This is a genomic window from Actinacidiphila polyblastidii (genome assembly GCF_036353415.1).
GTDB classification, from domain to species: domain Bacteria; phylum Actinomycetota; class Actinomycetes; order Streptomycetales; family Streptomycetaceae; genus Actinacidiphila; species Actinacidiphila polyblastidii.
Genome location: NZ_JAZEWV010000052.1, coordinates 18,379 through 44,940, shown reverse-complemented (window position 1 = coordinate 44,940; position 26,562 = coordinate 18,379). Strand labels below are relative to the sequence as shown.

Below are 26,562 nucleotides of genomic sequence, written 5' to 3'. Positions count from 1 at the left end.
CATCTCCGGGGTGGACATCACGGTCACCCCGCCGGCCAGCGCCAGCGAGCACTCGCCGCTGCGCAGCGCACCGGCCGCCAGGTGCACGGCGACCAGCGACGAGGAGCAGGCGGTGTCCACGGTCACGGCCGGACCGTGCAGCCCCAGCACGTACGACAGCCGCCCGGAGAGCATGCTGGTCACGCTGCCGGTCATGGCGTAGCCCTCGACCTCGTCGCCGGCCCGCCGCTGCAGCTCCGCGTAGTCCTGGATGCTGACGCCGGCGAAGACGCCCGTGTCGCTGCCGCGCAGCGTGTCGGGCGCGATGCCGGCGTGTTCCAGCGTTTCCCAGGCGGTCTCCAGCAGCACCCGCTGCTGCGGGTCCATCGCCACCGCCTCGCGCGCCGAGATCCCGAAGAACCCGGCGTCGAAGGCGTCCGCGTCGTCCAGGAACCCGCCGGTCCGCGGCACCGACCGGCCCGCCGCCGCGGGGTCGGTGCTCAGCAGCCGTCCCAGGTCCCAGCCGCGGTTCTCGGGAAACCCGCCGGCCGTCTCCCGTCCTTCGACGACCACTTGCCACAGGTCGGCGGCCGAGCGCACCCCGCCGGGGAAGCGGCAGGCCATCCCGACGACCGCGATGGGCTCGGCCGCCGCGGCCTCGACGGCGCGCAGCCGTTCGCGTGTCTCGTACCAGCCCGCGGTGACGTGCCTGAGGCGGTCGAGGAGCTGTCGGTCGTTCGCCATGGTCACCATCCGTGCGGTGGGCGCGTGGTCGAGGCGGGGGCAGGGTCGGTCGCTCGGATCTCCGCGGCGGCGCGTGCGCCGCGCGGCGCGGGCCCGGTCACGACGGGAACTCGCGGTCGATGAAGGCCAGCAGGCGGTCGGCGTCCATATGGCGGGGGTCCTCGGTGGTGGCGGAGGGCGCCGCGCCGTATGCCGCGGGCAGCGGTCCGCCGCGCTCCACCCGCGTGCCGCCGACCGTGCGCTGGGCCGCGTCCGCGTCCGCGCTGCTGACCACGGACGGGCCGGCGCCCGTACGCGCGTCGGTCCCGGCAGCTGCGGGCCGCCCGGCCGTCAGCAGGCGGCCGATCTCGCGCGCCAGCGTGTACGGGGTGGGGTGGCTGAAGAGGATGCCGACCGGCAGCCGCAGCCCGGTCGCCGCGTCCAGCAGGTCGCGCAGCTCCACGGCCGCCAGCGAGCCCAGGCCGAGGTCCTTGAAGTTCAGCTCGGGGTCGATCGCGTCGCCCCCCGGATGCCCCAGGATCTCCGCGGCCTTGTCGCGGACGACGTCCAGGAGGTCCGCGCCCGGGTCGCCCGGGTCGCCCGGGTCGGCCACGTGAGCCGCGTGAGCCACGTGAGCCACGCCTGCCGGCTCCGCCGGAGCCGCCCGGCCCGCCAGGTCCGCGCCCGTTCCGGCATCCGCGCTCCCGCCGAGTTCGCCGCGCTCGCCGCGCGGACGGGCCGACGTGTCGTCGAGCCAGTGCCGTGCGCGCTGGAACGCATACGTGGGCAGCTCCACCCGCCGGGCCCGCAGCGGCGCGAAACAGGCCGCCCAGTCGGGGGAGCGGCCCCGGACGTGCAGCCGGGCGAGCGCGAGGGCCAGCGACTCCTCCTCCGGCTTGTCGGACCGCAGCAGCGCGATCGTCTCGGCCGGTGCACGCCGGTCCTCGCCGCCCCCGGGTACGGCCTGCTCCCTGCTGTCCCGTACGGACCCGGGCCCGTTCGCCGCGTCCCGGGCGAGGGCGGTGAGCGTCCCGTCGGGGCCCAGCTCCAGCAGCATGACCGCGCCGGCCTTCCGCAGCCCGCCGACCGCGCGGTGGAAGAGCACGGGATCGCGCATCTGCCGCACCCAGTACGCGGCGGAGGTCCACGTCGCGGGGTCCGCGCTCTCACCGGTGACGCAGGAGACGAGCGGGACGGCCGCAGGACGCGGGCGCAGCCGCTCCAGCACCGCGTGCAGACCCTCGCGGAGGGCGTCCATGTGCGCGGAGTGGAAGGCACGGTCGACGCCCAGCCGCCGGGTGCGGCGGCCGGCCGCGTGCCAGTGCGCCGCCTCCGCGGCCACCGCGTCGGGGTCCCCCGAGACCACCACCGCCGCCGGGCCGTTGACCGACGCGATCGCCACCTGCTCCTCCCGGCCCGCGAGACGCGACCGGACCTCCTGCTCGGTGGCCTCCACCGCCGCCATCGCACCCGGCCGGCCGAGCCGCTGCATGAGCCGGCCGCGGGCGGCGACCAGCGTGCAGGCGTCGTCCAGGTCGAAGACCCCGGCGAGGTGCGCGGCGGTCACCTCGCCGAGCGAGTGTCCTGCGAGCACGTCCGGCCGCAGGCCCAGGTCCTCCAGCAGCCGGTGCAGGGCCACTTCGAGGGCGAACAGGGCCGGCTGGGTGTGGTCGGTCCGGTCCAGCAGAGCCGCGGCGGGCGTGCCGGGGGCCGCGAAGAGCACGTCGCGCAGAGGGAGTTCCAGCTGCCCCTCGAACCGTGCGCACACCTCGTCGAGCGCGGCCGCGAACACCGGCCTGGACGCGTACAACTCGCGTCCCGCGCCGGGTCGTTGGCTGCCCTGTCCGGCGCAGAGGAAGGCCAGGCCGCCGGGCGCGGCCCGTCCGGTGACGACGCCGCGAGCGGACGTGCCCTGGGCCAGGGCGGCCAGCGCGCCCCTGAAGTCCGCGGGCCGTCGGCCCAGGACGACCGCCCGGTGGGCGAAGGCGCTGCGGGTCACCGCCAGGGAGAACCCGACGTCCGCCGCGGACGGGCCGGGGACGGCCTCGCGGTGGGCGAGCAACGCGGCGGCCTGCGCGGACAGCGCGGGGGCGTCGTACCCCGACAGCGGCCAGGCCACCACAGGCGGTTCGGCCGGGTCACCGCTTTCCGCGGCGTCCGGCCCCGCGCCGCCCGCTCCGGCCCGGTCTCTGTCCGCCACGTCGTCAGCGGCGGCGTCCGCGGACTCCCGCGGCGCTTCCGCCAGCACCAGATGGCAGTTGGTGCCGCCCATGCCGAAGGCGCTCACCCCCGCCACCAGCCGGGCCCGCGCGTCGGGCCACGGCTCGCTGCGCGTCAGAACCCGCAGGTTGAGCGCGTCCAGGGGGATGTCCGGGTGCGGCGTGGCGAAGTGCGGGCCCGCGGGCAGCTCCCGCCGGGCCAGCGCCAGAGCGGTCTTCACCACCCCGACGGCGCCCGCGGCCGCCTCAAGATGGCCCACCACGGTCTTGGCCGAGCCCACCGGCAGCGGCCGTCCCGCAGGGCGCGCCGCACCCACCACGGCGCCGAGCGCGGCCGCCTCCACCGGGTCGCCTCTGCGCGTACCGGTGCCGTGCAGCTCCACGTACTGGACGTCGGCGGGGTCCACTCCGGCGCGTCGGCAGGCGCGCCGCAGGACCCGCTCCTGGCCGGCGCGGGCGGGCGCGGTGAGGCCGTCGCCGCCGCCGTCCTGGCCGACCGCGCCGCCCAGGACCACGCAGTACACGCGGTCACCGTCGCGGACCGCGTCGGCGTGCCGCTTGAGCACCACCACCACGCCGCCCTCGCCGCGTACGAAACCCGAGGCGCGTGCGTCGAAGGTGAACGACCGCCCGTCCGGGGACAGAGCGCCCGTGCGGGCCATGCCGAGCGCGCTCTCCGCGGCTATCGCGAGGCTGACGCCGCCGGCGAGCGCGGTCCCGGCGTCGCCCCTGCGCAGGGCCTCGCACGCCTGGTGGACGGCCACCAGTGAGGAGGACTGCCCGCTGTCCACCACCAGGCTCGGCCCCCGCAGCCCGAGCACGTACGACACGCGGTTGGCGATCATGGCGCGCTGGGTGCCGGTGGCGGTGTGCTCGGTGACCGCGGCGGGGCCGCGCCGGTCGGCCAGCAGCGCGTAGTCGCCGGAGGCGGCGCCGAAGAGGACCGCGGTGTCGCTGTCCCGCAGCGCGGCGGGCACGAGGAAGGCGTCCTCCAGCGCCTCCCAGCTCAGCTCCAGCATCAGGCGCTGCTGCGGGTCCATGGTGGCCGCCTCGCGCGGCGAGACGCCGAAGAAGGCCGCGTCGAAGGTGTCCACCCGGTCCAGGAAGCCGCCGTGCCGGATCGCGCGCGTCCCGGCGTCGTCCGCGCCGCCGGGGAGCCCCGCCGCGGGGTGGTCCTCCCAGCGGCCCTCGGGCACGGCCGTGACCGCGTCGCCGCCGGACCGCAGCAGCCGCCAGAAGGCGGCGGGGCCCGAGGCGCCGGGCAGCCGGCACGCCATGCCCACGAGGGCGACCGGGTCGTCGTCCACGGCACTCACCACAACTGCTCCCCTCGTCGATTCGGTCGGATCGCGGCGCCCGGCGGCCCCGCCGGCTCCGTCGTCCTCTCGCCCGCACCCCGTTCCCGCCACCGGCACGAGCGGCGGGCGCGGCGCCGTCCGGTGGCGCCGGGCGCCGGGCCGTCAGGCCGCGGGAAGGCCCCGCTCCGTCAGGTCGGGCCGCCGCAAGGGGCCGTCAGCCCGCGTACGCGACGCCCGCCCCGCTGAGCGGGGCCAGCCGTTCCGGGCCGAGCGAGGCACGCAGCGCCGGATCGGTGACGCCCAGGCCGCGCTCGGGAGCCAGCGCGAGCACCCCGACCTTGCCGAGGTGCGCGTTGGACTGCACCAGGCGGGCGGCTTCCCCCACCTCCGCCAGCGGGTACACCCGGGAGACGGCCGACCCGATCCGGCCGAGCTGCACCAGCCGGATGAACTCCCGCATCTCCTGCAGGTTCGCGATGTGGCTGCCGATGATCCGCTTGAGGTTCATCCACAGGTAGCGGTTGTCGTACACGTGCCGGAACCCGGTGCTCGACCCGCAGGTGACGACCGTGCCGCCGCGGCGGACCACGAACACCGAGATCCCGAAGGTGGCGCGTCCGACGTAGTCGAAGACGACGTGCGGGTCCTCGCCCACCGCCGCGCGGATGGCCCGGCCCAGCCGCTTGCCCGCCTGGATGTCGCGGTCCGCGTCCTCGGCCTGCGTGCCGCCGGGCGCCGAACCGCCCTGCACGGCGTCGCCCATTCCCAGCTCGCTGCGGTCGATGACCACGTCGCAGCCCAGCCGGCGCAGCATCGCGGCGCGCTCCGGGGAGCTGACGACGCCGACCGGGATACCGCCGCCGTTCTTCACCAACTGGACCGCGTACGAGCCGAGTCCGCCGGTGGCCCCCCAGATCAGGACGACGTCGCCCTGCTTGATCCGCGCCCCGTGCTCGCCGACGAGCATGCGGTAGGCGGTTCCACCGCACAGCGGCACGCAGGCCGCTTCCTCCCACGTCATGTGGGCGGGTTTGGGGAGCAGTTGGCTGGCGCGCGCCACGCAGTAGTGGGCCAGCGCGCCGAAGTTCGTCTCGAAGCCCCAGGCCCGCTGCTCGGCGCCCATCATGCCGTCGCCGTGCGTGCCGGGCTCCTGGTCGTCGATGTGGGCGGGGCTGATCACGACCCGGTCGCCGATCCGCCAGCGCCGTACACCGCTGCCGACCCGTACGATCACGCCCGCGCCGTCGGAGCCCACCACGTGGTGCGGCAGGTCGTGGCGGGCCGCGTGGGCGTCCTGCCGTCCGTAGCGGCGCAGGAACTCGAAGGTGGGGATCGGCTCGAACATCGCCGACCAGACGGTGTTGTAGTTGATGGAGCTGGCCATCACCGCCACGATCACCTCGTCGGGGGCGATCCGCGGCATCGGCACCGGGCCCAGACGCAGCGACCTGCGCACGTCCTTGTCCGCGGCGCCCGCGAAGATGCCCACGTCCTCGGCTCTGAGGTGCGCGGCGAGATAGGTGTCGGGCAGCGGTGTCGCGGCCAGCCGCTCGGCCGGCTCGCCGGCCAGTACGGCCGCGCTCAGCGCGTCCACGCGGGTATCCCTCCCGCGAGGCCGGCCGCCCGGCGGCCCGGAACCGGCCGCGCCGAAGGCGCCGGTGCCGCGACGGGCGGCCGCCCGTGCGGGGCGCGTCCGGGCGGACACGCGGCGGGGCGATGCCGGGTGGAATCCGCGTGCAGTCGTGACTTCGCGGTCACTGGGTTCCCCTCCCTGAAAAACACGAACCACCGGTGCCTGCGTTCGTCTCGCGCGGCCCACCTTTGCAGGACGAGTTGGGCGCGGACTTCTTCTGTCTTGCTCTGCCCGCCCTTTTCTGTCTCCCCATGGCAAGATCCGGAGCGCCCGCCGCCGCATGAGTGATTCCATGGGAAAAGGCCGGTGATGTGGTCAATAAGTCCGCAGGGCTGATATATGCACCAAAGCGTCGGCGGCCTGCGGGCGGGTCGGGCCGAGCGCCGCCGGACGGCTGTGACCTGCGGCTTTGAGTCCCGTGGGGAGGGTATGCCGGAATCCCTTCGTATACGGGCAGGGGGGTGCCGCGCCGCGGGCGTATTCGCGGCCCGGCGCGCGAATCGGGTGGATCCCGGAGAGGGCGGAGATCGCGGAGAGCCGAGAACGGCGACTCGTCGCAGTCGGCGATAGGGATACGGCGAAGCGCCGGCGCGGAACGGAACGATGTCTTCCATATTCTCGCCGGCCGGCCGACCTTTGCGTTCGCCCGCCGACAGCTCTTGCGGCTCTTCTCCGGAAGGCCCCGTTTACCGCCGCGTCATTTTCCGGGCGGCGGCGCCGGACGGCCTGCGGTCGTCCGGACGTGTCGGGCGGCGCGACCTGGAGAGAAACGGCATGCCTCGACGCGCCCGTCGAGGGAAGCAGCAGTGTGTGAAGACCGGTACGGCGACCGCGACCGACCGTGACCGACGGCCTGACCGCCCCGCCCCGCCCTGGAGAGTGCAGTGACCCTGTCCGAGACCAGCCCATCCCCCTCCCCGCTCGACGCCCCTGTCGATGACGAGACGAACCAGGCGAAGGAGGTGAACGAGGCGCGCAAGCAGCGCATGCGGCGGCGACTGGAGCGGCTGATCGGTGTGGCCGCCACCGAGGGCAACGCGCTGCGCCCCCTGCGCAACGGCGACAGGATCTTCCCCGTGATGCTCGACGCCGTCCGCGGCGCCCGGCACACCATCGACATGATGACCTTCGTCTACTGGAAGGGCCAGGTCGCCCGTGACTTCGCCACGGCGCTGGCGGAACGGGCCCGCGCGGGGGTGCGGGTGCGACTGCTGCTCGACGGCTTCGGGGCCAGGGAGATCGAGCGGGACCTGCTGGAGACGATGGACGACGCCGGGGTCCACGTGGTCTGGTTCCGCAAGCCGCTGCGGCTCTCCCCGTTCAAGCAGAACCACCGCTGCCACCGCAAGGCCCTCATCGTCGACGAGCAGGTCGCGTTCACCGGCGGCGTCGGCATAGCCGAGGAATGGTGCGGCGACGCCGCCGGGCCGCAGGAGTGGCGCGACACCCACATCGAGGTCCGCGGTCCCGCCGTCGACGGCATCGCCGCGGCCTTCGCGCAGAACTGGGCGGAGTCGCACCACGACCTGTACGACGAGCGCGACCGGTTCGCCGAACAGCCGCAGCCCGGAACCTCGACGGTCCAGGTGGTCCGCGGGTCCGCCAGTATCGGATGGCAGGACATGCAGACCCTGCTCCGCGTCGTCATCACCTCCGCCGAGGAGCGGCTGCGGCTGTCCACCGCGTACTTCGCGCCCGACGCGTTCTTCATCGGGCTCCTGTGCGACGCCGCGCGGCGCGGCGTCGAGGTGGAGATCCTGCTGCCCGGGCCGTACACCGACCAGCGTGTCTGCCAGATCGCCGGGCAGCACCACTACGCGGCGCTGCTCGCGGCCGGGGTCCGCATCCGGCAGTACCAGCCCACGATGCTGCACACCAAGATCCTCACCGTCGACGGTGTGACCTCCCTCGTCGGATCCAGCAACTTCAACCGCCGCTCCATGGACCACGACGAGGAGGTCATGCTCGCGGTGCTCGACGAGCGGCTGACCGCCGAACTCGACGCCGACTTCGAGGAGGACCTGCGGCGCAGCGTGGAGATCGACCCCGCCCGATGGCGCCGCCGCCCCCTGGTGCAGCGCCTCAAGGAGGCAGCGGTCCAGCCCGTCCGCCGCTTCCTGTGAGGCCGCGCGGCGAGGCACCGGCGACCGGGCTCCCCGGGCCCCGGCCCGCGGGCCGCGCGGTCCGAGCGGCAGGCCGCGGATCGCCGCGGCCGGCGGCTTCGGCCGCCGGCCGCCGGCCGGGCGGCAGTTGGTGCGGGTGCGGCGGGTGGGAATGTCGCTTTGCGCCCGTCCTGTCGGTCGCCGACGGTATGGTCGTGGTCACGGGCAGGGCGCCGCCGGGCGCTCCGCCGGGGGTGCGACGCGGCCGGGGGGCCGTCCCAGGGGGACCGATGACCACCACGATCACGTCCGGGGGAGTCGACTGGGCCGGCCGGCTGCGCACCGGTCTCGTCGACCGGGTCGAGAGGTCGTTCACCGGACAGCGCGAGATCGTCGAGACCGCGGTGATCTGCCTGCTGGCCGGCGGCCATCTGCTCGTCGAAGGACCGCCCGGCAGCGGGAAGACGACCCTGGCGCGGGCGGTCGCCGCCGCCCTGGCACCCGCGCCGGGGACCGACGCGTGGCGCCGCGTCCAGTTCACCCCCGACCTGCTGCCCGCCGAGATCACCGGCTACGAGCAGCCGCTGCTGACCGGCGGCGCCGCGCCCTTCAGGCCGGGCCCGCTCTTCGCCCACGTCGTGGTGGCCGACGAGATCAACCGTGCCTCGCCGCGCACCCAGTCCGCGCTGCTGGAGGCCATGGAGGAGCGCCGGGTGACCGTCGCCGGGCGCACCCACCGGCTGCCCGACCCGTTCTTCGTCGTCGCCACCCAGAACCCCGTCGACCTGCACGGCACCTACCTGCTGCCCGAGGCCGAACTCGACCGCTTCACCGCCCGGGTCGCCGTGGGGTACCCCTCACGCGCCGCCGAGACGGCGATCGCCGCGGGCCGGCTCACCGAGCCGGAAGGCGCGGGGCCGCCCCACCTGCGCGCCGAGGACGTCCTCGCGGCGCGGGAGGCCACCGCCGCGGTCGCCGTCACGGACGCTCTCGTCGGATACGCGGTGGCGGTCGCCGAGGCCACCAGGACCGAGGACGCCCTGGTGGGCGGCGTGAGCGTACGGGCCACCCGCGCGCTGGTCGCGGCAGCCCGTGCCCGCGCCTTCCTGGACGGGCGCGGCCACGCCGACGCCAAGGACGTCCAGCGGGTCGCGGTGGCCGTGCTGGCGCACCGGGTCGTACCGTCCGGGCGGTCCGGCGGCGACGCGGCGGCGGTGATAGGCGACCTGCTGACGCGCGTGCCCGCACCGGAGAACGCCGCGTGCGCCCCCTGAAACAGCGGCCCCGCGGATGGCCGATGGTGCGGACGGTGCCGCCGGACACGGCAGCGCGGGTGCGGCTCACCGGGGCCGGCCGGTGGACCGCCGGTGTCGGGACGGCCGCGACGGTTCTCGGGGGCGCGGGCGGCCAGAGCCCCGTCTTCGCCTTCGGCGTCGCCGCGTTGGCGGCGTGTGCCGGCGCCTGGACGAGCCAGCGCGTCGGCAGGCGTCCGCGCATCGTGCCCGAACCGCCGCCCGCCGCGTCGTACACCAGGGGCGAGCCGCTGACCGTGCGGTGGGCCGGCGACGGCACGCGCACCCGCCGCGTCGGGCCGCTGACCGTGCACGCGGCGCTGCACGGCGTGCTGCCGGACGGCGGGCAGGAGACCGTCGGCCTCACCCCCGGCCTCGGCCCCCGCGCCGCCGTGCCGGCATTGCCGCGCGGGGTGTGGCGGCTGGGGCCCGCCGTCGCCGAGTACCGCGACACGCTCGGCCTGGCGGTGCGCCGCGCCGCGCCCTCGTCGCCGTCGGGCCCGTTCACCGTCCGTCCCCGGACGGCCGGCGACCTGCCCTGGATCGCCGAGGCCCACGACGCGCACGCGTCGGGCGCGGCTCGCCTGGACACCGACGACGCGTTCGAGATCCGCGCCCCGCGCCCGTTCCTCCCCGGCGACGACCTGCGGTTCGTCGATCACCGGGCCAGCCTGCTCACGGGCGCGTACCAGGTCCGCGAGGTGCGGGGCGGGGGCTCCGCGCCGGCCGTGGTGCTGCTCGACACGGCGGCGTGCGGCGCGGAGTTCGAGACCGCGGTCGACTGCGCGGCGGCGGTGGCGGTGGGCGTGCTGCGCCTCGGCCGGCCGGTGCTGCTCTGCGGAGCGGGCGCCGGCGCGGCGCGCGGCGGCGATGTCCTGCGCGTCGACCCCGCACCGGGCGCCGCCGACCACGTCCTCGACCTCTACGCCCGGGTCCGCACGCGCCCCGATGCGTCACCGGCCACCCTCGCCCGGACCGTCGCCGGCCTCGGCGGCGGCGCCCTGGCCGTCCTCGCGACGCCGCGCGACCCTGCCGTGTGGCGGCCCGCGCTCACCGCGCTCAGTGCCCGACGCGCGACGGTGATCTGCCTCCATGCCACCCGCGCGGCCTCCGCGGACGCGCCGCAGCCCGCGCAGGCGCCGGGTTTCCGCGTCGTGCGGGTCGCCTCCGTCGAGGATCTCGCCGCGCCGCTCATCCCCAGGCACCGGGGTGCGGCAGCCGGCGGCCTGCGCGGAGGCCGGCTGTGACGGCCGGACACAACGCGCAGGGGATCGTGCTCGCGGCGGCGGTCACCGTGCTGGCCGCGACCGTGCTCGGCACGGCCCGCGGGCGCCCGGCGGCCGGCCGGTGGCGGGTGGCGGCAGCGGCACTCGCCGCGGCGAGCGTCGCCGCCTGCGCGGCGATCGTGCCGCTGCCGCCGCTCGGACGCCACCACGACGTGGTGACGGCGCGTCAGGACGTTCGGCCCGAGGTCGATCCGCTGTCCCGTCTCCCGCGATGGTCCGCTCTCGGCCGCACGCCCGTCCTGCACGCGTCGTTCGCGTCGCCGCCCGGTGCCTCGGCCCTGCTGTGGCCCGTGCTGGCGTACGACGCCTACGCGCCCGCGACGGGCTGGCGGACGTCGCCGCGGCTGATCCCGCTGCCCCCTTCGGGCTCCGGCGGCAGCCGGGTCGAGGTCCGCCTCGAAGAAGCCGAACGCCTCGTGCCGCACCCCTTCTCCGTGCACGCCGCGTCGCCCGCGGGGACACGCGCGGACGGCGCCACCGAGGCACTGCGGCTCGCGCGGGCCGGCGCCTCCTACACCGTGACGTTCTCCGTGCACGGGAGCGCCGCCGGTCCGCCCGCCCCGGCGCCCGCCGCCATTGCCTGCACGGAGCCCGAACTGCGGTCCCTGGCCGGGCGGGTGGACCGCTCGGCGTCGCTGGGGGAGCAACTCGCCGCCCTTGAGCGCTTCCTCGCCGCGACCACGGTGGTCACGCCGTACGGCAGGGCGGCGCCTGACGACAGCTGCGCCGCGGTGGCCGCCGTCCTGCGCACCGGGCGCGGCAGCGGCGACCAGATCGCCACCGCGTTCGCGCTGGCCGCCCGGATGCTCGGGGCGTCCAGCCGCGTGGCGGTCGGCTTCGCCCCCCGGCGCGCGGTCGGCCCGAAGGGCCGCCTGGACATCGTGGGTGGCGACGCGGCGGCCTGGCCGCAGATCGCCTCCGCCGGCGGGACCTGGCTCGACTACTGGCCGCAGCCCGCGCGTGCGGCGGACGGCGGTACGGCGGGCCGGACCGGCACGGCCGCCGAAGGCGGCAGCACCGCGGCGGACCCGGTCCGGCCGGCGGCGGACGGCCACGCCCGCTCCTGGCTGCTGCCCGGCCTCTGCGCCGCAGCCGCGTCGGCGGTGCTCGCGGCGGGCGCGACGGCTGCCGCCGTGCGGCGGGGCCGGGCGCGGCGCCACCGGCAGCGGCGGCCGGAAGCGGCGTCCACGGCGGGACAAAGTCCCCGCGCGCGGGTCCTCACCTCGTGGCAGGAGGCGTTGCGGGCCTCGGTCGAGTGCGCAGGACCGGCCACGACGGCCCGGGACGTCGCCGAGGGGAGCCCGCCGCCCGCCTTGGGCGAGCTGGCGGCGCTGGTCGACCGCGTGCTCTACGTCCCGCCCGCCCGAGCCGGTGAGGCGGACGCGGCGCGTGCCGAGGAACTCGCCGCGGCGGCCGCCGTCCGGTCCCACCGTGAGGCGAGCGACGAGCGGCGGCGCGCACGGAGGTTCAGCAGGCGGCCTTCGCGTTGACGGTGACGGAGTCCAGCGGCACGGCGTCCGAGGGCGGGGTGACGGAGCGACCCTGCTGCCACCTCGCGACGGCCGCCGCGTCGTGGGCGGGCAGCCAGTAGGTGAGGATCTGCAGCGGGCCGTGGTCGCGACAGGTCTGGTAGGCCATCAGGTCCTTGGTCCACACGCCGTCGCCGACGTCCTTGGCGGTGGTCAGGCGGACCGGGTAGGTGGCGTACAGCGGCGGGTGGAGCTGCGCGCCGCCCCTGCCGTTGCCGAGGATCTTGACGAAGACCCACACGTCGCCCTGCGACCCGTCCTCGGCGGGGTAGGCCGGTACGGCGAGTGTGACGTCGAAGTACGGTGCGGTCACCTTGCCGCCGGTGCACGGCGTGACGAAGGCGGCACTGATGCCGTGCACCTTCTTCGGCGGGGTGCAGGTCCTCGGGCCCGGCGGGGTCGTCGGCGCCGTCGGCGTCGCCGGGGGAGGGGTGGTGGGGGACGTCGAGGCCACCGTGGGTGTGGGTGGGACGGCCGCTGCCGCGGACACCGTCCCACCGGGACCGCCGGAGGCGGCCGAGGTGACGGACCGCGACGAGCCCGCCGACGGGCCGGAGTCCGAGGAACTCGTGTGGAGGACGATCGCGAGGACGGGGGCGACGATGCCGATGACGGCGATGGCGATCGGCCCCGACCAGGCGCTGAGGGTCCGTCGCAGGCCGGGGTCGGGCGCACCGGAACCGGAACGGGAACGGGAGCCCGGGGCGGTGGCCGGGCCCGGCGGGAAGGCCGTGTCCGGAACGCTGGGTGCGGCAGGCGGCTCGGGCACGGACGGACCGGTCGGCGTGGTCGGCGTGGTGTCCCCACCGCCCGCGGCGGCGTCGGAGGCGGTGGGTTCCTGGTTCTCGGACATGCGGCATCGTCCTTTCGGCACCGGGTCGGTGGAAGGTGAGAGGGTGCGGGTGGCGGATGCGGGGTGCGGGGTGTGCCCGCGGTGGGCGTCGAGCCGGGGTCAGCGGGCATCGGCCGCCGCAGCGCCGATCCGCGGCGAGCCGGGCGGCTCGCCGGACGCGGCCGGCGTGGCGGAGGACGCGGCGGGTGGCTCGGATGCCGGCGTCCGGGTGGTGGCCGGGGGTGTCGAGGCCGGGGGCGTGGTGGGCGGTTCGCTCGGCGGGGGTGTGGTCGGTCCCGCCCCGGTGGGAGGGGTCGTCGGCGGGGTGCTGGGCGGGCCGGTCGATGGTGTCGGTGTGTCCTGCGACGGCGGCCCTGAGGTGCAGGGCGCGTCGTCGCGCCTGTTGACCGTGACCTCGTCCAGCAGCGCGGTGCCCGCGGGCAGGTGGGCGATGGCTTTCCCGCCCACCCACGTCGCCTCCGCCTCCCGCGCTCCGGCCGGTGTGAGCAGGTAGACGCCGAGCATGGTCCGGCCGCGGTCGTGCCGGCACGGCGTGCCGACCCGGACGTCGTGCGTCCACAGACCCGCGTGGGCACCGAGATTCGTCGCCGCGGAGATGCCGCCGGGGACGAGTCCGAACACCGGGCGCTCCTTGATAGGGCCCTGCCGGTCGGTCAGCACGGTCTGGAGGAAGGCGAGAGCGCCCTCGCGGGCGGTGGGATAGGCGGGGACGCGGATGATCGGCCACGGATAGAGCGGCACGGTGGAATTCTCGCAGGGGTGGACGAAGGAGACGTGGAATCCCCGGGCAGCCCGCGGCGAACCGCACGACGAACGCGGATGACGTCCCCCAGGGGAGTCGCCGGCGCCCGCAGCGCGCCCCGGGCTCGATCGGCCGCCTGCCGGCCCGGCGGCCGAGTCACCGGACGCACGGTCCGACGCAACGCCGCCGGTAGCCCCGGAGGAGGCCGGCGACCCGCTTGCCGGCCCGCTGGTCGAGGGTTCGCCGCCGCCGGCCGCGGGGTCCTCGGTGTCCGTCGGAGCGGGAGCGGAGGACGGCCCTGACGGCGGTGCGGACGGTGGCGCGGAAGGCGGCGCCGCGACGAGACGCAGCTCGTCCGCGATCACCGGTGACGGATGGACGCGCGCCCCCCACTCAAGGGTGAGCCCGACCGCGACGCACGCCACCGTGCACGCCGCGACGGCTAATCGTGAGTCACGCAGACCCGCCATATGGCATCCCCCCCGGGAAACCCGTACGTCCGTAGCAGAGAATCGATGACCGGTTCTTTGCCGAAAGTCTAACGACGGAGGCAACTCCGTCGCAGGTTTTCCGGTGACCGCGCTCGCATTCCGACGTCGCGGAATTCCGTTCCGCGGCACAGGAGTTGCCAGCCGTGTCCGGCCTTACCCGTGAGCCGAATGGGGCCGAAGGGATCGGCGCCCGCTTCCCGTCTCCGGACCCGCGCGTGTCGTCCGGCTCCCGCGGTGTCTCGGACCGTCGCGGCGGCTGCCCGAGCGCTGCCGGCGCCGCCCCCGGCTGACAGTCTCCGTATGTGCCGTACGGCGATGAACGGCACCGTCACGCCGATCAGATTGCAGTACGCCACCGCCGCGTAGAAGCCGTCCGCACTGCCGGCGGCGTGTGCCGCGGCCGCGCTGACCGCGACGATCAGGCCGAAGTAGGTCGCGTTGAGCAGGATGGCCCGGTAGCCGCCGCCGGTCTCCTCCATGACGGTCAGCGAGGCGAGCACGGGACCCTGGACGGCGTAGGTGAACGCCACGGCGCCCAGATAGCCGCCCGCAGCCGCGGACACCCCGGCGTCGCCGCCGATCAGCCGTGCCAGCGGGTCGTGCACCGACCACACCAGCACCGCGAGCACCACGTAGGTCAGGACCGTGACCTCGATGCCGCCGCGCATCGATTCCCGTATCAGCCGCCATTCGCCCGCCCCGCGTTGCTGGTTGATGGTGAGCGCGGTGGCCGTGCCCAGGACCGTGGCCGGCAGCAGTACGACGTTCTGCAGCGTGGAAGCGACCGTGAACCCGCCACGGCGTTCTCCCCGGAGAGGCGGCGATGACCAGGTCGCGACGCGGCCCCTCGGCCCGCCTCCGTGCCCGCGCGGCGGCGTCGGGCGAGTGCCCGCGCCGGCCAGGGCCCAGGGAGACGGCGTGTCAGGCGGCAGCCGACTGGTGGGGCGTCAGCAGCGCGACGAGTTCGCGCCGGCTGCGCACGCCGGTCTTGTCGAAGACCGACTTCAGGTAGTCCTGGACGGTCGCCGGTGTGATGGCCAGTGAGCTGGCGATGTCGCGGGTGCTGAGGCCCCGGACGACCTGGACGACCACGGCCCGCTCGCGGGGGGAGAGAGCGAACGCGAGCAGCGCCGTCGACATGATCTCGGTGGCGGTCGCCGGCACGACCACCAGGGCGACGTACCCGCCCGGTCCGCCTCCCATCGTGGAGGTGTGCAGGGTGAGCCACTGGCCGGACGGCATGCAGAGGCTCACCGGCGGCAGTTCACCGGAAGGACCGTCGACAAAGGCTCTGCGGGCCTTTTCGGCCATCATCTCGAATGCGCTCGGCAGACCGGAAGGAAGGCGCACGTCGTCCGTGGTGTCCGCGATCATGGCCTGTGCACGCTGATTGGCGAAGACGACCCGGTTGTCGCCGGCCAGTATCGCGACGGCGGGTTCACTCCGGGCGGCCTGCTTCATCGCCAGCAGGGCCGCCCACAGCAATTGGGTGCGCAGGAGTACGGCAAGAGGCCGAGCGATCCGCTCGGCAAGGCGTAAGTCCTCTCCGGTGTACGCGGGCGCACCGGCCTCGCGTATGAACGAGGCCGATCCCCAGGTTGTGCCCTGCAGATCGAAATTGATCCGCAGTTCGTCCGCGAAGCCGTACGGCGAGAGTGCCTCGCGGTAGCGCACGCTGCGCTCCGGCCGGCCTCCGGTGCTGCTCACGAGGCTGGTGGCGGCCCGTCCGCTGCGCCTGATGGCGTCGAAACGCGTACCGTCGTCGGCCCACAATTCCAGCCGCAGGATGAGTGCGAGGCCGTGCGGATCAAGCCCGGAAGCCATGGTCGAGGTGATCAGACCGGTGGCCAGATCGACGCTGTGCCAGCAACTGGCCGTAAAACCTATTGCGTTCCGCAGCATCGGGGTGAGTCGTTCGACGATCTTATGCAAAGGCATCACCAGGTGGGAGAGCGAGTCGATTTCAGCCAGAAGAACGCGCCGTCTCTCTTCGTAAGCAGGCATGCTCAGCAGCATAAAAGATCGATATCCGCTTACCCATAAATCTGGGATACCGGAGCGCTGGCCGCACATGGAGCATGGGACTCCGCACCGCCCCGGACCCCTTCCGCCGCACCGGATCGCGGGAGTGGGAACTCTGTACCAACGTTCCACGCGAGGCCCCTTCGGCGCTCCGCGCAGCGCACACGGTTCAGGGAGAGGACTGCGACGTGCACCTCATGGACGTCCTGGCGTACAGACCGATACCGGCCTCAGCGGTGTTCTTCGGGCTCACCCGGCGCTGCCCGCTGACCTGCCGGCACTGCTCCACGGAGTCCCTGATGACCAGCGAGCAGCACCCGGAGCACATGTTCCGCCGCTTCGCCGGGACCTTCACCGCGGACGAGCACCCCGACCTGGTCCTGATGTCCGGTGGTGAGGTGATGCTCCGCCCCGAACTGGTCAAGGACATCGCGAACACCGCCCGCGCCGTCGGGGCCCGCAGCTACGCGCTGTCCGGGATGTTCTTCGCCCGCAAGCCGAGGATCGCCGCGCCCATCCGGGCGGCCATCGACGCGCTCGACCACTTCAGCGCCAGTCTCGACGTCTTCCACGAGGAGGAGGTCAGCCGGGCGCAGGTCTTCCGGGTCCTGCACGAACTCATCGACGACGGCAAGGACGTGAGCATCCAGCTCACCGGACTCGGCGCCGACGACCCCTACCTCGCCGACATCACGACGGCGGTGCGCAGGGAGTTCGACGACCGCGTCCCGATGCTGGTGGCCCCGCTCGCGCCGACAGGCCGCGCCGAGCAGTGGCTGACCCGCCCCGCGGCCGCCGCTCACCCGCACCCGCAGACCACCCTGCCGGCCCCCTGCTGGCTGTCGGCCTGGCCGGTGATCGGCTTCGACGGCCAGGTCACGTCCTGCGGCAACCAGGACGTGATGGACGGCAAGGTGCCGCTGCCTCCCCACCTCTACCTCGGCCACATCAGGACCGACGACTGGGCCACCATCAAGGAGCGGTGCCTGGCGTCCCCGATGGTCCGTGCGGTCAGGACCTACGGACCCTACTACCTGGCCGAGCGGTTCGGCGACGAACTCGCCTGCGACGGCTACTGCCAGACCTGCTGGAAGCTGTCCGGCGACGCCGCGACGCCCGCCCGCATCAAGGAGTTCGAGCTGCTGCCGGCGACCAGGGCGGTCGAGGACACCGCGCTGCGGATGGCCCGGCAGGCCGGCCCGCTCTCCTTCGCCCGCAGGTTCGGCATCACCCGCTACGCCGACCTGGTCAGCCTCGGATACTCCGCGACCAGGGAGGTGGCATGGTCCGACTGAGCCACGACCGCATCGGCCGCCTCCGGGACACCCCCGGCGCGACCGCCCTGCTCTTCATCACCGACCGCTGCCCGGTGGGCTGCGCCCACTGCTCGGTGGACTCGCGGCCCGACAGTCCCCGTATCACCGACTTCGCCCTCTTCGAGCAGATCGTGGACCGGCTGTGCGCCGACCCCGGCTACCAGATCGTCGGCATCTCCGGCGGTGAACCGTTCATCGAACGACGCGCGCTCACCTACGCCACCCGGCGGCTGCACGAGGCAGGCAAGCAGGCCGTCGTCTACACCAGCGGCTTCTGGGGGAAGGCCGGCGACCCGCCGCCCTGGATCCACCAGGTGCTCGACCACTGCGCCGCCGTCTACCTGAGCACCGACGCCTACCACGAGGCCGGCACCGGGCCGGGGCCGTTCGTGGACGCCGCCCGCGCCGTCGCCGCGCACGGACTGCCCATCGTGGTGCAGGTCGTAGCGGACCGCGGCATGCCGGAGCGCGCCGCCGACCTGCTCCACCAGGCGTTCGGCTCCGGCTGGCGTGAGCACGCCGAGGTGGTGCCCACCCCCGGGCTCGACCACGGGCGCGGCGCCGAGATCTACCACCGCGAAACCCGCAGCCCCGGCCGCGCGCTGGGCCACTGCACCCTGGTGAACGCACCGGTGGTGCGGTACGACGGCAGGGTCGCCGTGTGCTGCAACGAGTCGGTGCTGATGGGCGGCGGGCCGGCGGCGCTGCGCCGCGACTGCGCCGACGCGGAGGCGGTCGGCGAGGCCCTCGCGGACTTCCGGCAGGACCCGCTCTACCGGGCGATCGGCTCGGTCGACAGCTCCGTCCTCACCCGGCTCCCCGTCTTCGGCGACCTGGCCGACCGGGAGTTCTCCACCATCTGCGGACTGTGCTGGGCGATGACCCGGCGGGTCGGTGCGTCCGGAGAGTCCGGCACCGTACTGCGGTCCCTCGGCATCCTCACGGGAGGGACCGCGTGACGACGCACCAGCAACCCCGCACGGCGAGCCCCGCGCGACCGGCGCCACTGTCGAACAGCGCCGCGCTGCGGGCCAAACTCGACCTGTTCATGCCCCGGTTCTTCGGTATGACGTCGCGGTTCTGGACCTCGTCCGACGTCCGCGAACGCTACCCCGCCTACCTGTCCATGCTGCACGGCGCCATCCGCTCCACCGTGCCGCTGATGGAACTGGCGCTGGAGCGCTCCCGGGCGCTCGCTCCGCAGGACCCGGTGGCCGCGGCCCTGGTGGAGTACTTCGGCAAGCACATCGGTGAGGAGCGGGGGCACGACCGCTGGCTCCTGCAGGACCTCGTCGCGATCGGCCGCGACCCCGGTGAGCCGTCGCGCGCGATGCCGCGCGGCAGCGTCGCCAACCTGGTGGGCGCCCAGTACTACTGGATCAGGCACCACCACCCGGTGTGCCTGATCGGGCACATCGCCGTCCTGGAGGGCTATCCGCCGTCGCCTGCCCTCGCGGACAACCTCCGCGAGGCCACCGGGTATCCGGCCGACGGCTTCCGCACCTTGCGCCGGCACGCCACCCTCGACGTGCGCCACCGCGACGAACTGCTGCGCACCCTGGACGAGTTGCCGCTGACCGCAGAGCAGGCGGCGGCGGTCGGGGTGAGCGCGCTGCACACGCTGGAGTCGGTGATCGCGGCCTTCGCCGAACTCCTCGCCGGTGCGCCCCCGGCCTCCTCCACCGGCCCAGCGGCCTGAGCGGCGTCGGGGGTCGGGGATGCGCACGCCACGTTCCAGCAGCCCGGAATCCGGGTCGGCGGGACTCTTCGCACCGCTGCGCCACCGCCGTTACCGGCTCCTGTTCGCCGGTCAGCTGCTGTCGGGTTTCGGCGACTGGGTCGACTACATCGCGCTGCTCGCCCTGGTCGCCTACCAGTGGCACACGGGACCCGGTGGCCTGGCACTGGTCACCCTGGCGCTGACGGTGCCATGGATCGTGCTCGGACCGGTCAGCGGGGTGTGGGCCGACCGGCTGCCGCAGCGCGCCACCATGGTCGCGTGCGACCTGGTGCGCGCCGTCGTCGTCCTGGGATACCTGGCGGCCCCCTCGCTGCCCGTCCTGATCGTGCTGGTGCTGCTGAAGACGTCGGTGAGCACGCTGTTCGGGCCCTCGCAGCAGTCCGCGGTCCGGCTGGTCGTCCCGGCCCGCGACCTGCTGGGGGCGTCGGCGCTGAGCACGTCGGTCAGCCAGTCGACCAAGATCGCCGGACCGGCCGTCGGCGCCGTACTGCTCGCGGTCGCCTCACCGTCGACGGCGTTCGTGGTGGACGCGGCCACCTTCGTCGGGTCGGCCGTGCTGCTGTCCCGGCTGCGTCTGGTGCGGCCCGCCCGCGAGGACGGGCCGAGCCCCCTTCCGGGCCGCTTCCGCCGGGAGCTGTCCGAGGGACTCGCGTACGTGGCCGGCAACCGGACACTGCGCACGGCCGTGACCGGCCTGTCCGCCACCGTGTTCCTGGTGATCGCCTTCGACACCCTCTCGCCGCTGATCCTCGCCCAACTGGGCCTGGGACAGTCCCAGTTCGGACTCACCGTCGGCTGCGTCGGGATCGGCGCCCTGCTGGGCACCGCGTTGGTGGGCCAGTGGGGGCAGCGGTGGAACCCGTTCGCGGTCCTGGGTTGGTCCCAGGTGGCGACCGGCGCGTGCGTCGCCGTGATGGGGGCGGCGGCGCTGGCCGGCACGCGCCAACCCGTCGCGGTGTGGATGGCGTTCGTGCTGGTGATCGGGTTCTGCTCGGCGGGGATACTGGTGATCTTCGGCTACCTCGTGCAGCGTTCCACACCGCAGCCGCTCATCGGACGGGTGGGCGCGGTGATCGCCGTGGTGCCCGCGGTGCTCCAGACCGCCGCCCCCACCCTGGGCGCCGCGGTGGCCTCCTCGGTCGGAACCGGGTGGGTCCTCGGCGCGGCCGGCGCCGCCCTCGCCCTGCTCGGCCTGTCCGGCCTGCTCCGGCCGCAGCACGACCCCGCCCCGAGCCCCTCCGATGCCGCCCCGAGCCCGTCCGATCCGGGCCCGACCGCCCAAGGACCGTTCGACGCCGTGGTCCAGGCCGAGCAGGCCCTGCTGGAGGAGGCCGAGGTGGTCGCCCACCTGGACACCTCCTCCGCGCAGGAGGCCGAGCCGCCTCGGGCCCCTCAGGCGTGGGCCCTGCGCGCCTGGAACGGCGACACACCACCCAAAGACTCCGGCCGCCGCATCCGCCGCGCGCCGGGGACGCGGAACGAGCCCCCGGGCCCGCTTCCGCACCAGCCAGGAGTCAAGCCCATCCGAACCGGTCGTGGAGAGGAACCCATGGCATTCGACGCTCTGGAAGCGCTGCGCGAAGGCGGTCACACCATCGACGGGGTCGCCCCCGAGAAGCTGGCCGTGCTGGCGGCGCTGAGCCCGCAGGAAGTCGACGTGCTGAACTCGATCCGTGAGCGGCTGAACCCCGAAGAGGTCACCGCGCACGTCGAGGACACCACCGTCGGCGCCGTGGTCTGGTAGACCCGGCCCCGCCCGGCACCACCATCCCGGTACCACCCATCCCGGCAGCGCCCGGCCCCGCGCCCGACGCGGCCCACGAGGCCGGGCGCCGCACGGAGGAACCCCACGGACGTGCGGCGCCCGGCCACCGCGTCGGCGCGGGCCGGGACCGAGCAGCCGAGCCACCACCACCGAGCGAAAGGAGAACGGACATGGCGTTCAACGCTTTGGAAGCGCTGCGCGAAGGCGGTCACACCATCGACGGGGTCGCCCCCGAGAAGCTGGCCGTGCTGGCGGCGCTGAGCCCGCAGGAAGTCGACGTGCTGAACTCGATCCGTGAGCGGCTGAACCCCGAAGAGGTCACCGCGCACGTCGAGGACACCACCGTCGGCGCGCTCGTCTGGTAACAGGCCCCGGACCGGGGCGTCCGGCCGCCGGGCCGCCCCGGCCTTCCCGGAGAGGGAGACCCACCATGGAGTCCCACGACCCGTTGCGGGTCCTGGCACAGGCCGGCATTCCGACGGACGGCCTGACGCCCGGACAGCGCGCGATCCTGTCATCGCTGGCACCCGACGAGGTCGAAACCCTCATCCGGGTCAAGCAGCAGATGGACGAGCACGCACCGGAAGTGGAGGCGCACTCGATGGTCGGCGGCCTGTTCTTCTGACCGGCCGCCGCCGCGGGGCGTCGTCACCGGACGGGCCCGCGCCCGCGGTCCGTGCCCCGCCGACCGCGGGCACGGACCGCGACCGGACCGGCCGGCACCGGCCGCTCCGCCCCCCCCGATGGCCCGGCCGACCGGCCGGCCGAACCGACAGGAGACACCGTGGAGTGCCCGGTGTGCGCCACCCGGGACCACCCGGCGGCCGCCCAGTTCTGCGCCGTCTGCGGCACCCGGCTGATCAGCTCCGTCGACGTGCCCGACAGCCGGCGCGTCATCACGGCGCTCTTCGCCGACCTGGTGGGTTCCACCGCGCTCGGGGAACGGCTGGACCCGGAGCCGCTGCGCCAGGTCATGGTCCGCTTCTACACGCTGATGCGCGACTGCCTGGAGCGGCACGGCGGCACCGTGGAGAAGTTCATCGGTGACGCCGTGATGGCCGTGTTCGGTGTGCCGCGGGTCCATGAGGACGACGCGCTGCGCGCCGTCCGGGCCGCCTGGGACATGCGGCAGGCCCTCATGGGCCTCAACGCCGAACTCGGCGACGAGTTGGGCATCGAGCCGGGAACCGAACGCGGCGCCGGCCTGACCGCGCCGCTGCGGCTGCGCATCGGGGTGAACACCGGCGAGGTGCTGTCCGCGGGCATGCCCGGCGTCGGCCAGTCCCTGGTGTCGGGCGACACCGTCAACATCGCCGCCCGGCTCGAACAGCACGCGCCCGTCGGCGAGATCCTCCTCGGTCCCGACACCCACCGGGCGCTGCGGGGGCGGGCGGTGAGCGAGCCGGCCGACCCCCTCGTCGTCAAGGGCAAGAGCCGCCCGTTGCAGGCGTGGCGGCTGCTGGACCTGGTCAGCGACCCGTCGGCCGTGCCGCGTGCGCAGACCCCACTGGTCGGGCGGCGGATCGAGCTGGGCCGACTGGAGCTCGCCTGGGAGCAGACGACGGCCACCGCGGCGCCGCACCTGTTCACCCTGCTCGGTGAGGCCGGCATCGGAAAGTCGCGGCTGGCCGCCGAGTTCACCCGCGCCGCCGCTGAGCGCGGCGCGGCCGTGGCCGTCGCCCGCTGCCAGCCGTACGGGGACGGCGGTACCGCCGCGGTGCTCGCCGAGGTCGTCAGGCAGCTGCTCGGCGCCGGCCCGGGGACCGAGGACGCGGCTCCGCCGCCGTCCGCGGGTTCGCACAGCCCGGCCGTCCGCGCGCTGACCGACCGGTTGCTGAGCGGAGAGCGTGACGCCGTGTCGCCCGCCGACTTCGGCACCGTCGGCCTGCTGCTGAGCGCCGTGGCGCGGCAACGGCCCGTCGTGCTGGTCCTGGACGACCTGCAGTGGGCCCAACCCACCCTGCTCGACCTGGTGGACCACCTGATCGACACCGGCCGCGGCTCCCGGCTGATGATGGTGTGCGTGTCCCGGCTGGACCTGCTCGACACCCGCCCCCAGTGGGGCAGCGGCAAACTCTCCGCGACCACGCTCGCGGTGCCGCCGCTCGCCCCCGACGACTGCCGGCGACTGGTCGAAGCCATCGGCGAGGTCCTGCTGCACGGCGACTCGCCGGCCGTGGAACGGGTCACCGCCGTCTCCGAGGGCAACCCGCTGTTCGCCGAGCAGATGGCCGCCCTGCTCGCCGACGGCGGCGGCACCGAGGACCTGCCGCCGACCGTCCAGGCGCTCCTCGCGGCACGGCTGGACCGGCTGTCGCCGGCCGAACGCGACCTGCTCGGACGCGGATCGGTGGTGGGACGGCAGTTCACCGTGCCGGACCTGACCGCCCTCGGCGGCCCGCCGCCCGCCTCCGGCGGGGCGCCGTACGCCGCCCCGCTGGCAGCGCTGCTGCGCAGGCGCCTCATCGAGCCCACAGAACCGCCCGACGACGGCACCTACCGCTTCACCCAGCTGCTGGTCCGCGAGGTGGCGTACGGCAGCCTGCCCAAGCGGCTGCGGGCCGCATGGCACGAGGCGCTCGCCGACTGGTTCCGGTCCGGCGGCGCGGCGCCCGACATCGTCGGAACCCACCTCGCCGAGGCGTACCGCTGCCTGCGGGACCTGGGCGGCGCCGCGTCCAGGAGGCAGGCACTCGCCGGGCGCGCCGTCGACCGGCTGCACGAGGCGGGCGCCGCCGCGCTCGCCAGGGGGGAGTGCTCCTGGGCGGTCGAACTGCTGCGCAGGACCGCCGCCCTGCAGGACGAGCTGGCCGCCGAGGGCAGCCCCGTCGCGGACGCCCCGCAGATCCGGGTGCGCCTCGCCGAGGCCCTGATCACCGTCGGCGACCGGGCAGCCGCCAGGGAACTGCTGGAACCGGCCGCCGCCGGTGAGCCGGACCCGCGGGTCCGCGCGCACGCCAGGCTGCACCTGGCGCAGCTCGACGCCGGGAGCAAGCCGCGGGAACTGCCCAGGACGGCCGCCGAGGTGCTGGCGGTGTTCACCGCGGCGGGCGACCTGCTGGGCATCACCAGAGCCCGGCTCTGCCTGGCCCAGGTCAGCCAGCGCGACGGCCGGTACGCGGAGTCGGCCCGGTCCTTCGAGAAGGCGCTGGCCCTCGGCCGGCGGGCCGGCGTCGAGCTCGAGCAGGCCACCGCGCTGGGCGGCCTGGCCACCGCGCTGTGGCTGGGGCCGGCGCCGGTGCTCCAGGCCGTCGAGGAGTGCCGGCGCCTGCTGCCTGCGCACGACGCGGGACGGCGTACGGTACGCGCCGCGGTCGGCTGTCCGCTCGCCGTGCTCCACGCGATGCGGCGCGACTTCGACGCCGCCCGCGCGCTGCTGGCCGAGGCGGAGCAGATCGTCACCGAACTGGGCGTGATCGCCCCGATGGCGGCGATCCACACCTTCGCCGGCCTGGTCGAGTCCCTCGCGGGCCGCACCGCGCAGGCCGAGGACCGGCTGCGCCAGGCGGGCGAGCTGAGCTGGCTGGCCGGCGACGCCGACACCTGGACCATGGCCGGCACCTGGACGGCCGACCTGTGGCTCCAGGGCGGCCGCGCCGACGACGCCGAGGCGTGGACCGAGCGCACCCCGCCGGGCGACGCCTCGGGCGTCTCGCCGGTCACCAGGTCCGGATTCATGGCGTTGCGCGCGCGCCTGCTGTCCGCCCGGGGCAGGCCCGAAGACGCCGAGCAGGCGGCCCGCGAGGCGCTGCACCTGGCCTCCCGGACCGACTCCCTGTCCTGCCTGGCGACCGCGCACCTGGCCGGCGCCGGGGCGGCCCTGGCGGCCGGGCGCCGCGAGGAGGCGCTGACGAGGGCCGCCGACGCCGAACGCGCCTACCGTGACAAGGGCGACCAGGTGGGCGCCGGCTGGGTGCGGCGGTTCCGCGAGGAGGCCGAGGCGTCATGACGGCCTTTCCCGACGCGCCCCGCCTCACCTGGAAACTCAGTGACCTGAGCGAGACCGACCTCACCGTCCGTACCGCCTGGTCCGGAGGCGTCGACCGGCTCTGGCGTACCGGCACCGCCCGCGGCGCGGGGGTACGGGTGTGCGTGCTGGACAGCGGGGTGGAGCCCGACCACCCCGAGGTCGGCCCGCTGGACGGCGCCTTCGCGGTGGACACCGGACCGGGCGGGGAGCCACGCATCGTCAAGGACGTGCTGGGGGACACCTGCGGGCACGGAACCGCCTGCGCGGGCATCATCAGACAGCTCGCCCCCGACTGCGAACTGGTGAGCGTCCGGGTCCTCGGCGGTGACTTCAGCGGCACCGGCGACGCCCTGCTGGCGGGCCTGCGCTGGGCGGTGCGGGAGCGGTTCGACGTCATCAACATCAGCCTGTCGACGACCCGCCAGGCATTCGCCCAAGGGCTGCGGCAACTGGCCGACGAGGCGTACTTCGGCGGCACCCTGCTGGTCGCGGCCGCGCACAACTCCCGGGTGGAGAGCTTCCCCTGGCGATTCTCCTCGGTCATCTCGGTGGGCAGCCACGGCGAGGCCGACCCGCTGCACCTCCTGTACAACCCCACGCCGCCGGTCGAGTTCTTCGCCCGAGGCATCGACGTGCCGGCGCCCTGGCTGGGCGGCACCAACCGCAGATGCACCGGAAACAGCTTCGCCACCCCGCACGTCGCCGGCCTCTGCGCCCTTCTCCACAGCAGCCACCGCGGACTGACGCCCTTCCAGGTGAAGAGCCTGCTGCACCTGGGCGCCGCGAACGTGTCCGCGACACCCGACTCCGCGCCGGAATCCGCCGTACCCGGCCGGCCAGACGACAGGAACGGGATCCGATGAACCAACCCGATCCACTCATCGCAGCGGTGTCCGCCACCGTCGCCGACTCCGACAGCGGCCACCGCGACCTGCTCCAGTCGGTCGTGGCGACCGCGCGCGCCATCTTCGGCGCCCAGGCCAGCTCCATCCTGCTGCTGGACCAGTCCACCGGTGAACTCGTCTTCGAAGCCAGTTCGGGACGAGGCGAGAACTCCCTGGTCGGCACCCGTTTCCCGGCGGGCCAGGGCATCGCCGGCTGGGTGGCGGTCTCCGGGGAGCCGATGGTCGTCGACGACCTCTCGCAGGAGACCCTGTTCGCGAGGGACATCGCCGAGTCCACCCAGTACGTGCCCCGCACCCTGATGGCCGCCCCGCTCCTCCACGACGAGGTCGTCCTGGGCGTGCTGGAGGTACTGGACCGCGCCGAGGGGCGCCCCACCACGCTCGACGACATGGACCTGCTGGCCATGTTCGCCTCCCAGGCCGCGGTCTCACTGGCGCTGGTCCAGCGCAACCGCCTCGCCCAGGCGGTGCTCCGCGAGCGCGGCACCGAGTTCGACGAGGTGATCCGCCTGGTCAACGCGCTGACCCAGCGCATGGGTCCGCGCCGCGACGCCGGCCTGCAGCTGATCGCGGTACTGGCGGAGCTGCTCTGAGAACGCCTACCGGGCCCGACCGGTCCCGGGAGGGGACGGTCGCGGACCACCGCGCCGGCAGCAACGGCCCGATCCGCGCCCGCGGCTCACCCGGCACCGTCCA

At 74.8% G+C, this 26,562-nt stretch carries 20 protein-coding genes; 13 read left to right on the top strand and 7 right to left on the bottom strand.

Annotated features, from left to right (window positions below; all coding sequences use genetic code 11):
- From V2S66_RS32875 to ccrA, 3 genes are all read right to left on the bottom strand, one after another.
- A partial coding sequence (locus V2S66_RS32875; RefSeq protein ID WP_461949948.1) for a beta-ketoacyl [acyl carrier protein] synthase domain-containing protein occupies nt 1–729 on the bottom strand: 729 nt, incomplete at its 3' end.
- A 91-nt stretch (nt 730–820) separates the two neighbouring features.
- Nucleotides 821–4,198 carry a type I polyketide synthase gene (locus V2S66_RS32870; RefSeq protein WP_413966538.1) on the bottom strand — a complete coding sequence of 1,126 codons (3,378 nt, stop codon included), beginning with the start codon at nt 4,196–4,198 and terminating at the stop codon, nt 821–823.
- A gap of 235 nt (nt 4,199–4,433) precedes the next feature.
- On the bottom strand, nt 4,434–5,813 hold the full coding sequence (gene ccrA, locus V2S66_RS32865; RefSeq protein ID WP_330800488.1) for a crotonyl-CoA carboxylase/reductase: 1,380 nt from the start codon (nt 5,811–5,813) through the stop codon (nt 4,434–4,436).
- A 1,025-nt stretch (nt 5,814–6,838) separates the two neighbouring features.
- Between ccrA and V2S66_RS32860 the strand changes: the two genes are divergently transcribed.
- From V2S66_RS32860 to V2S66_RS32845, 4 genes are all read left to right on the top strand, one after another.
- Entirely contained in the window at nt 6,839–7,975 is a 1,137-nt protein-coding gene (locus V2S66_RS32860) for a phospholipase D-like domain-containing protein (RefSeq protein ID WP_330800498.1), read from the top strand.
- 269 nt (nt 7,976–8,244) lie between these two features.
- The gene (locus V2S66_RS32855) at nt 8,245–9,228 is read left to right on the top strand and encodes an AAA family ATPase (RefSeq protein WP_330800487.1); all 984 of its coding nucleotides are present in this window, start codon (nt 8,245–8,247) and stop codon (nt 9,226–9,228) included.
- A gap of 35 nt (nt 9,229–9,263) precedes the next feature.
- Nucleotides 9,264–10,493: a DUF58 domain-containing protein gene (locus V2S66_RS32850; RefSeq protein ID WP_330800485.1), complete on the top strand. Its 1,230-nt coding sequence runs from the start codon at nt 9,264–9,266 to the stop codon at nt 10,491–10,493.
- Nucleotides 10,490–12,022, top strand: a complete 1,533-nt coding sequence (locus V2S66_RS32845; RefSeq protein ID WP_330800483.1) for a transglutaminase-like domain-containing protein — start codon at nt 10,490–10,492, stop codon at nt 12,020–12,022. Before V2S66_RS32850 ends, V2S66_RS32845 begins: the two co-directional genes overlap by 4 nt.
- On the opposite strand, the gene V2S66_RS32840 is transcribed toward V2S66_RS32845, so the two are convergent.
- The 4 genes from V2S66_RS32840 to V2S66_RS32825 all read right to left on the bottom strand — a co-directional run bounded on the left by V2S66_RS32840 (nt 12,000) and on the right by V2S66_RS32825 (nt 16,151).
- The gene (locus V2S66_RS32840) at nt 12,000–12,914 is read right to left on the bottom strand and encodes a hypothetical protein (protein ID WP_330800481.1); all 915 of its coding nucleotides are present in this window, start codon (nt 12,912–12,914) and stop codon (nt 12,000–12,002) included. The two genes, V2S66_RS32845 and V2S66_RS32840, sit on opposite strands and share 23 nt — an antisense overlap.
- Nucleotides 12,915–13,013: 99 nt before the next feature.
- Entirely contained in the window at nt 13,014–13,655 is a 642-nt protein-coding gene (locus V2S66_RS32835) for a hypothetical protein (protein WP_330800479.1), read from the bottom strand.
- A gap of 539 nt (nt 13,656–14,194) precedes the next feature.
- The gene (locus V2S66_RS32830) at nt 14,195–15,049 is read right to left on the bottom strand and encodes an MATE family efflux transporter (RefSeq protein ID WP_330800496.1); all 855 of its coding nucleotides are present in this window, start codon (nt 15,047–15,049) and stop codon (nt 14,195–14,197) included.
- A gap of 19 nt (nt 15,050–15,068) precedes the next feature.
- On the bottom strand, nt 15,069–16,151 hold the full coding sequence (locus tag V2S66_RS32825) for a helix-turn-helix transcriptional regulator (protein ID WP_330800477.1): 1,083 nt from the start codon (nt 16,149–16,151) through the stop codon (nt 15,069–15,071).
- A 317-nt stretch (nt 16,152–16,468) separates the two neighbouring features.
- On the opposite strand from V2S66_RS32825, the gene V2S66_RS32820 reads away from it, so the two are divergent.
- The 9 genes from V2S66_RS32820 to V2S66_RS32780 all read left to right on the top strand — a co-directional run bounded on the left by V2S66_RS32820 (nt 16,469) and on the right by V2S66_RS32780 (nt 26,459).
- Entirely contained in the window at nt 16,469–17,464 is a 996-nt protein-coding gene (locus tag V2S66_RS32820; RefSeq protein WP_330800475.1) for a radical SAM protein, read from the top strand.
- Nucleotides 17,452–18,444 carry a radical SAM protein gene (locus tag V2S66_RS32815; RefSeq protein WP_330800474.1) on the top strand — a complete coding sequence of 331 codons (993 nt, stop codon included), beginning with the start codon at nt 17,452–17,454 and terminating at the stop codon, nt 18,442–18,444. Before V2S66_RS32820 ends, V2S66_RS32815 begins: the two co-directional genes overlap by 13 nt.
- On the top strand, nt 18,441–19,184 hold the full coding sequence (locus V2S66_RS32810; protein ID WP_330800472.1) for an iron-containing redox enzyme family protein: 744 nt from the start codon (nt 18,441–18,443) through the stop codon (nt 19,182–19,184). The genes V2S66_RS32815 and V2S66_RS32810 overlap by 4 nt, the downstream gene beginning before the upstream one ends.
- A gap of 19 nt (nt 19,185–19,203) precedes the next feature.
- Nucleotides 19,204–20,970 (top strand): MFS transporter, encoded by a 1,767-nt coding sequence (locus V2S66_RS32805; RefSeq protein WP_330800470.1) that lies wholly within the window; start codon nt 19,204–19,206, stop codon nt 20,968–20,970.
- 191 nt (nt 20,971–21,161) lie between these two features.
- On the top strand, nt 21,162–21,356 hold the full coding sequence (locus tag V2S66_RS32800; protein WP_330800468.1) for an aroma-sacti cluster domain-containing protein: 195 nt from the start codon (nt 21,162–21,164) through the stop codon (nt 21,354–21,356).
- Nucleotides 21,357–21,421: 65 nt separating this feature from the next.
- The gene (locus V2S66_RS32795; protein WP_330800466.1) at nt 21,422–21,616 is read left to right on the top strand and encodes an aroma-sacti cluster domain-containing protein; all 195 of its coding nucleotides are present in this window, start codon (nt 21,422–21,424) and stop codon (nt 21,614–21,616) included.
- 171 nt (nt 21,617–21,787) lie between these two features.
- Nucleotides 21,788–24,940, top strand: coding sequence for an adenylate/guanylate cyclase domain-containing protein (locus V2S66_RS32790; RefSeq protein WP_330800464.1), 3,153 nt, complete (start codon nt 21,788–21,790; stop codon nt 24,938–24,940).
- Nucleotides 24,937–25,824 (top strand): S8 family peptidase, encoded by an 888-nt coding sequence (locus V2S66_RS32785; protein ID WP_330800462.1) that lies wholly within the window; start codon nt 24,937–24,939, stop codon nt 25,822–25,824. The genes V2S66_RS32790 and V2S66_RS32785 overlap by 4 nt, the downstream gene beginning before the upstream one ends.
- The gene (locus V2S66_RS32780; protein WP_330800461.1) at nt 25,821–26,459 is read left to right on the top strand and encodes a GAF domain-containing protein; all 639 of its coding nucleotides are present in this window, start codon (nt 25,821–25,823) and stop codon (nt 26,457–26,459) included. The genes V2S66_RS32785 and V2S66_RS32780 overlap by 4 nt, the downstream gene beginning before the upstream one ends.
- The last annotated feature ends 103 nt before the right edge of the window (nt 26,460–26,562 follow it).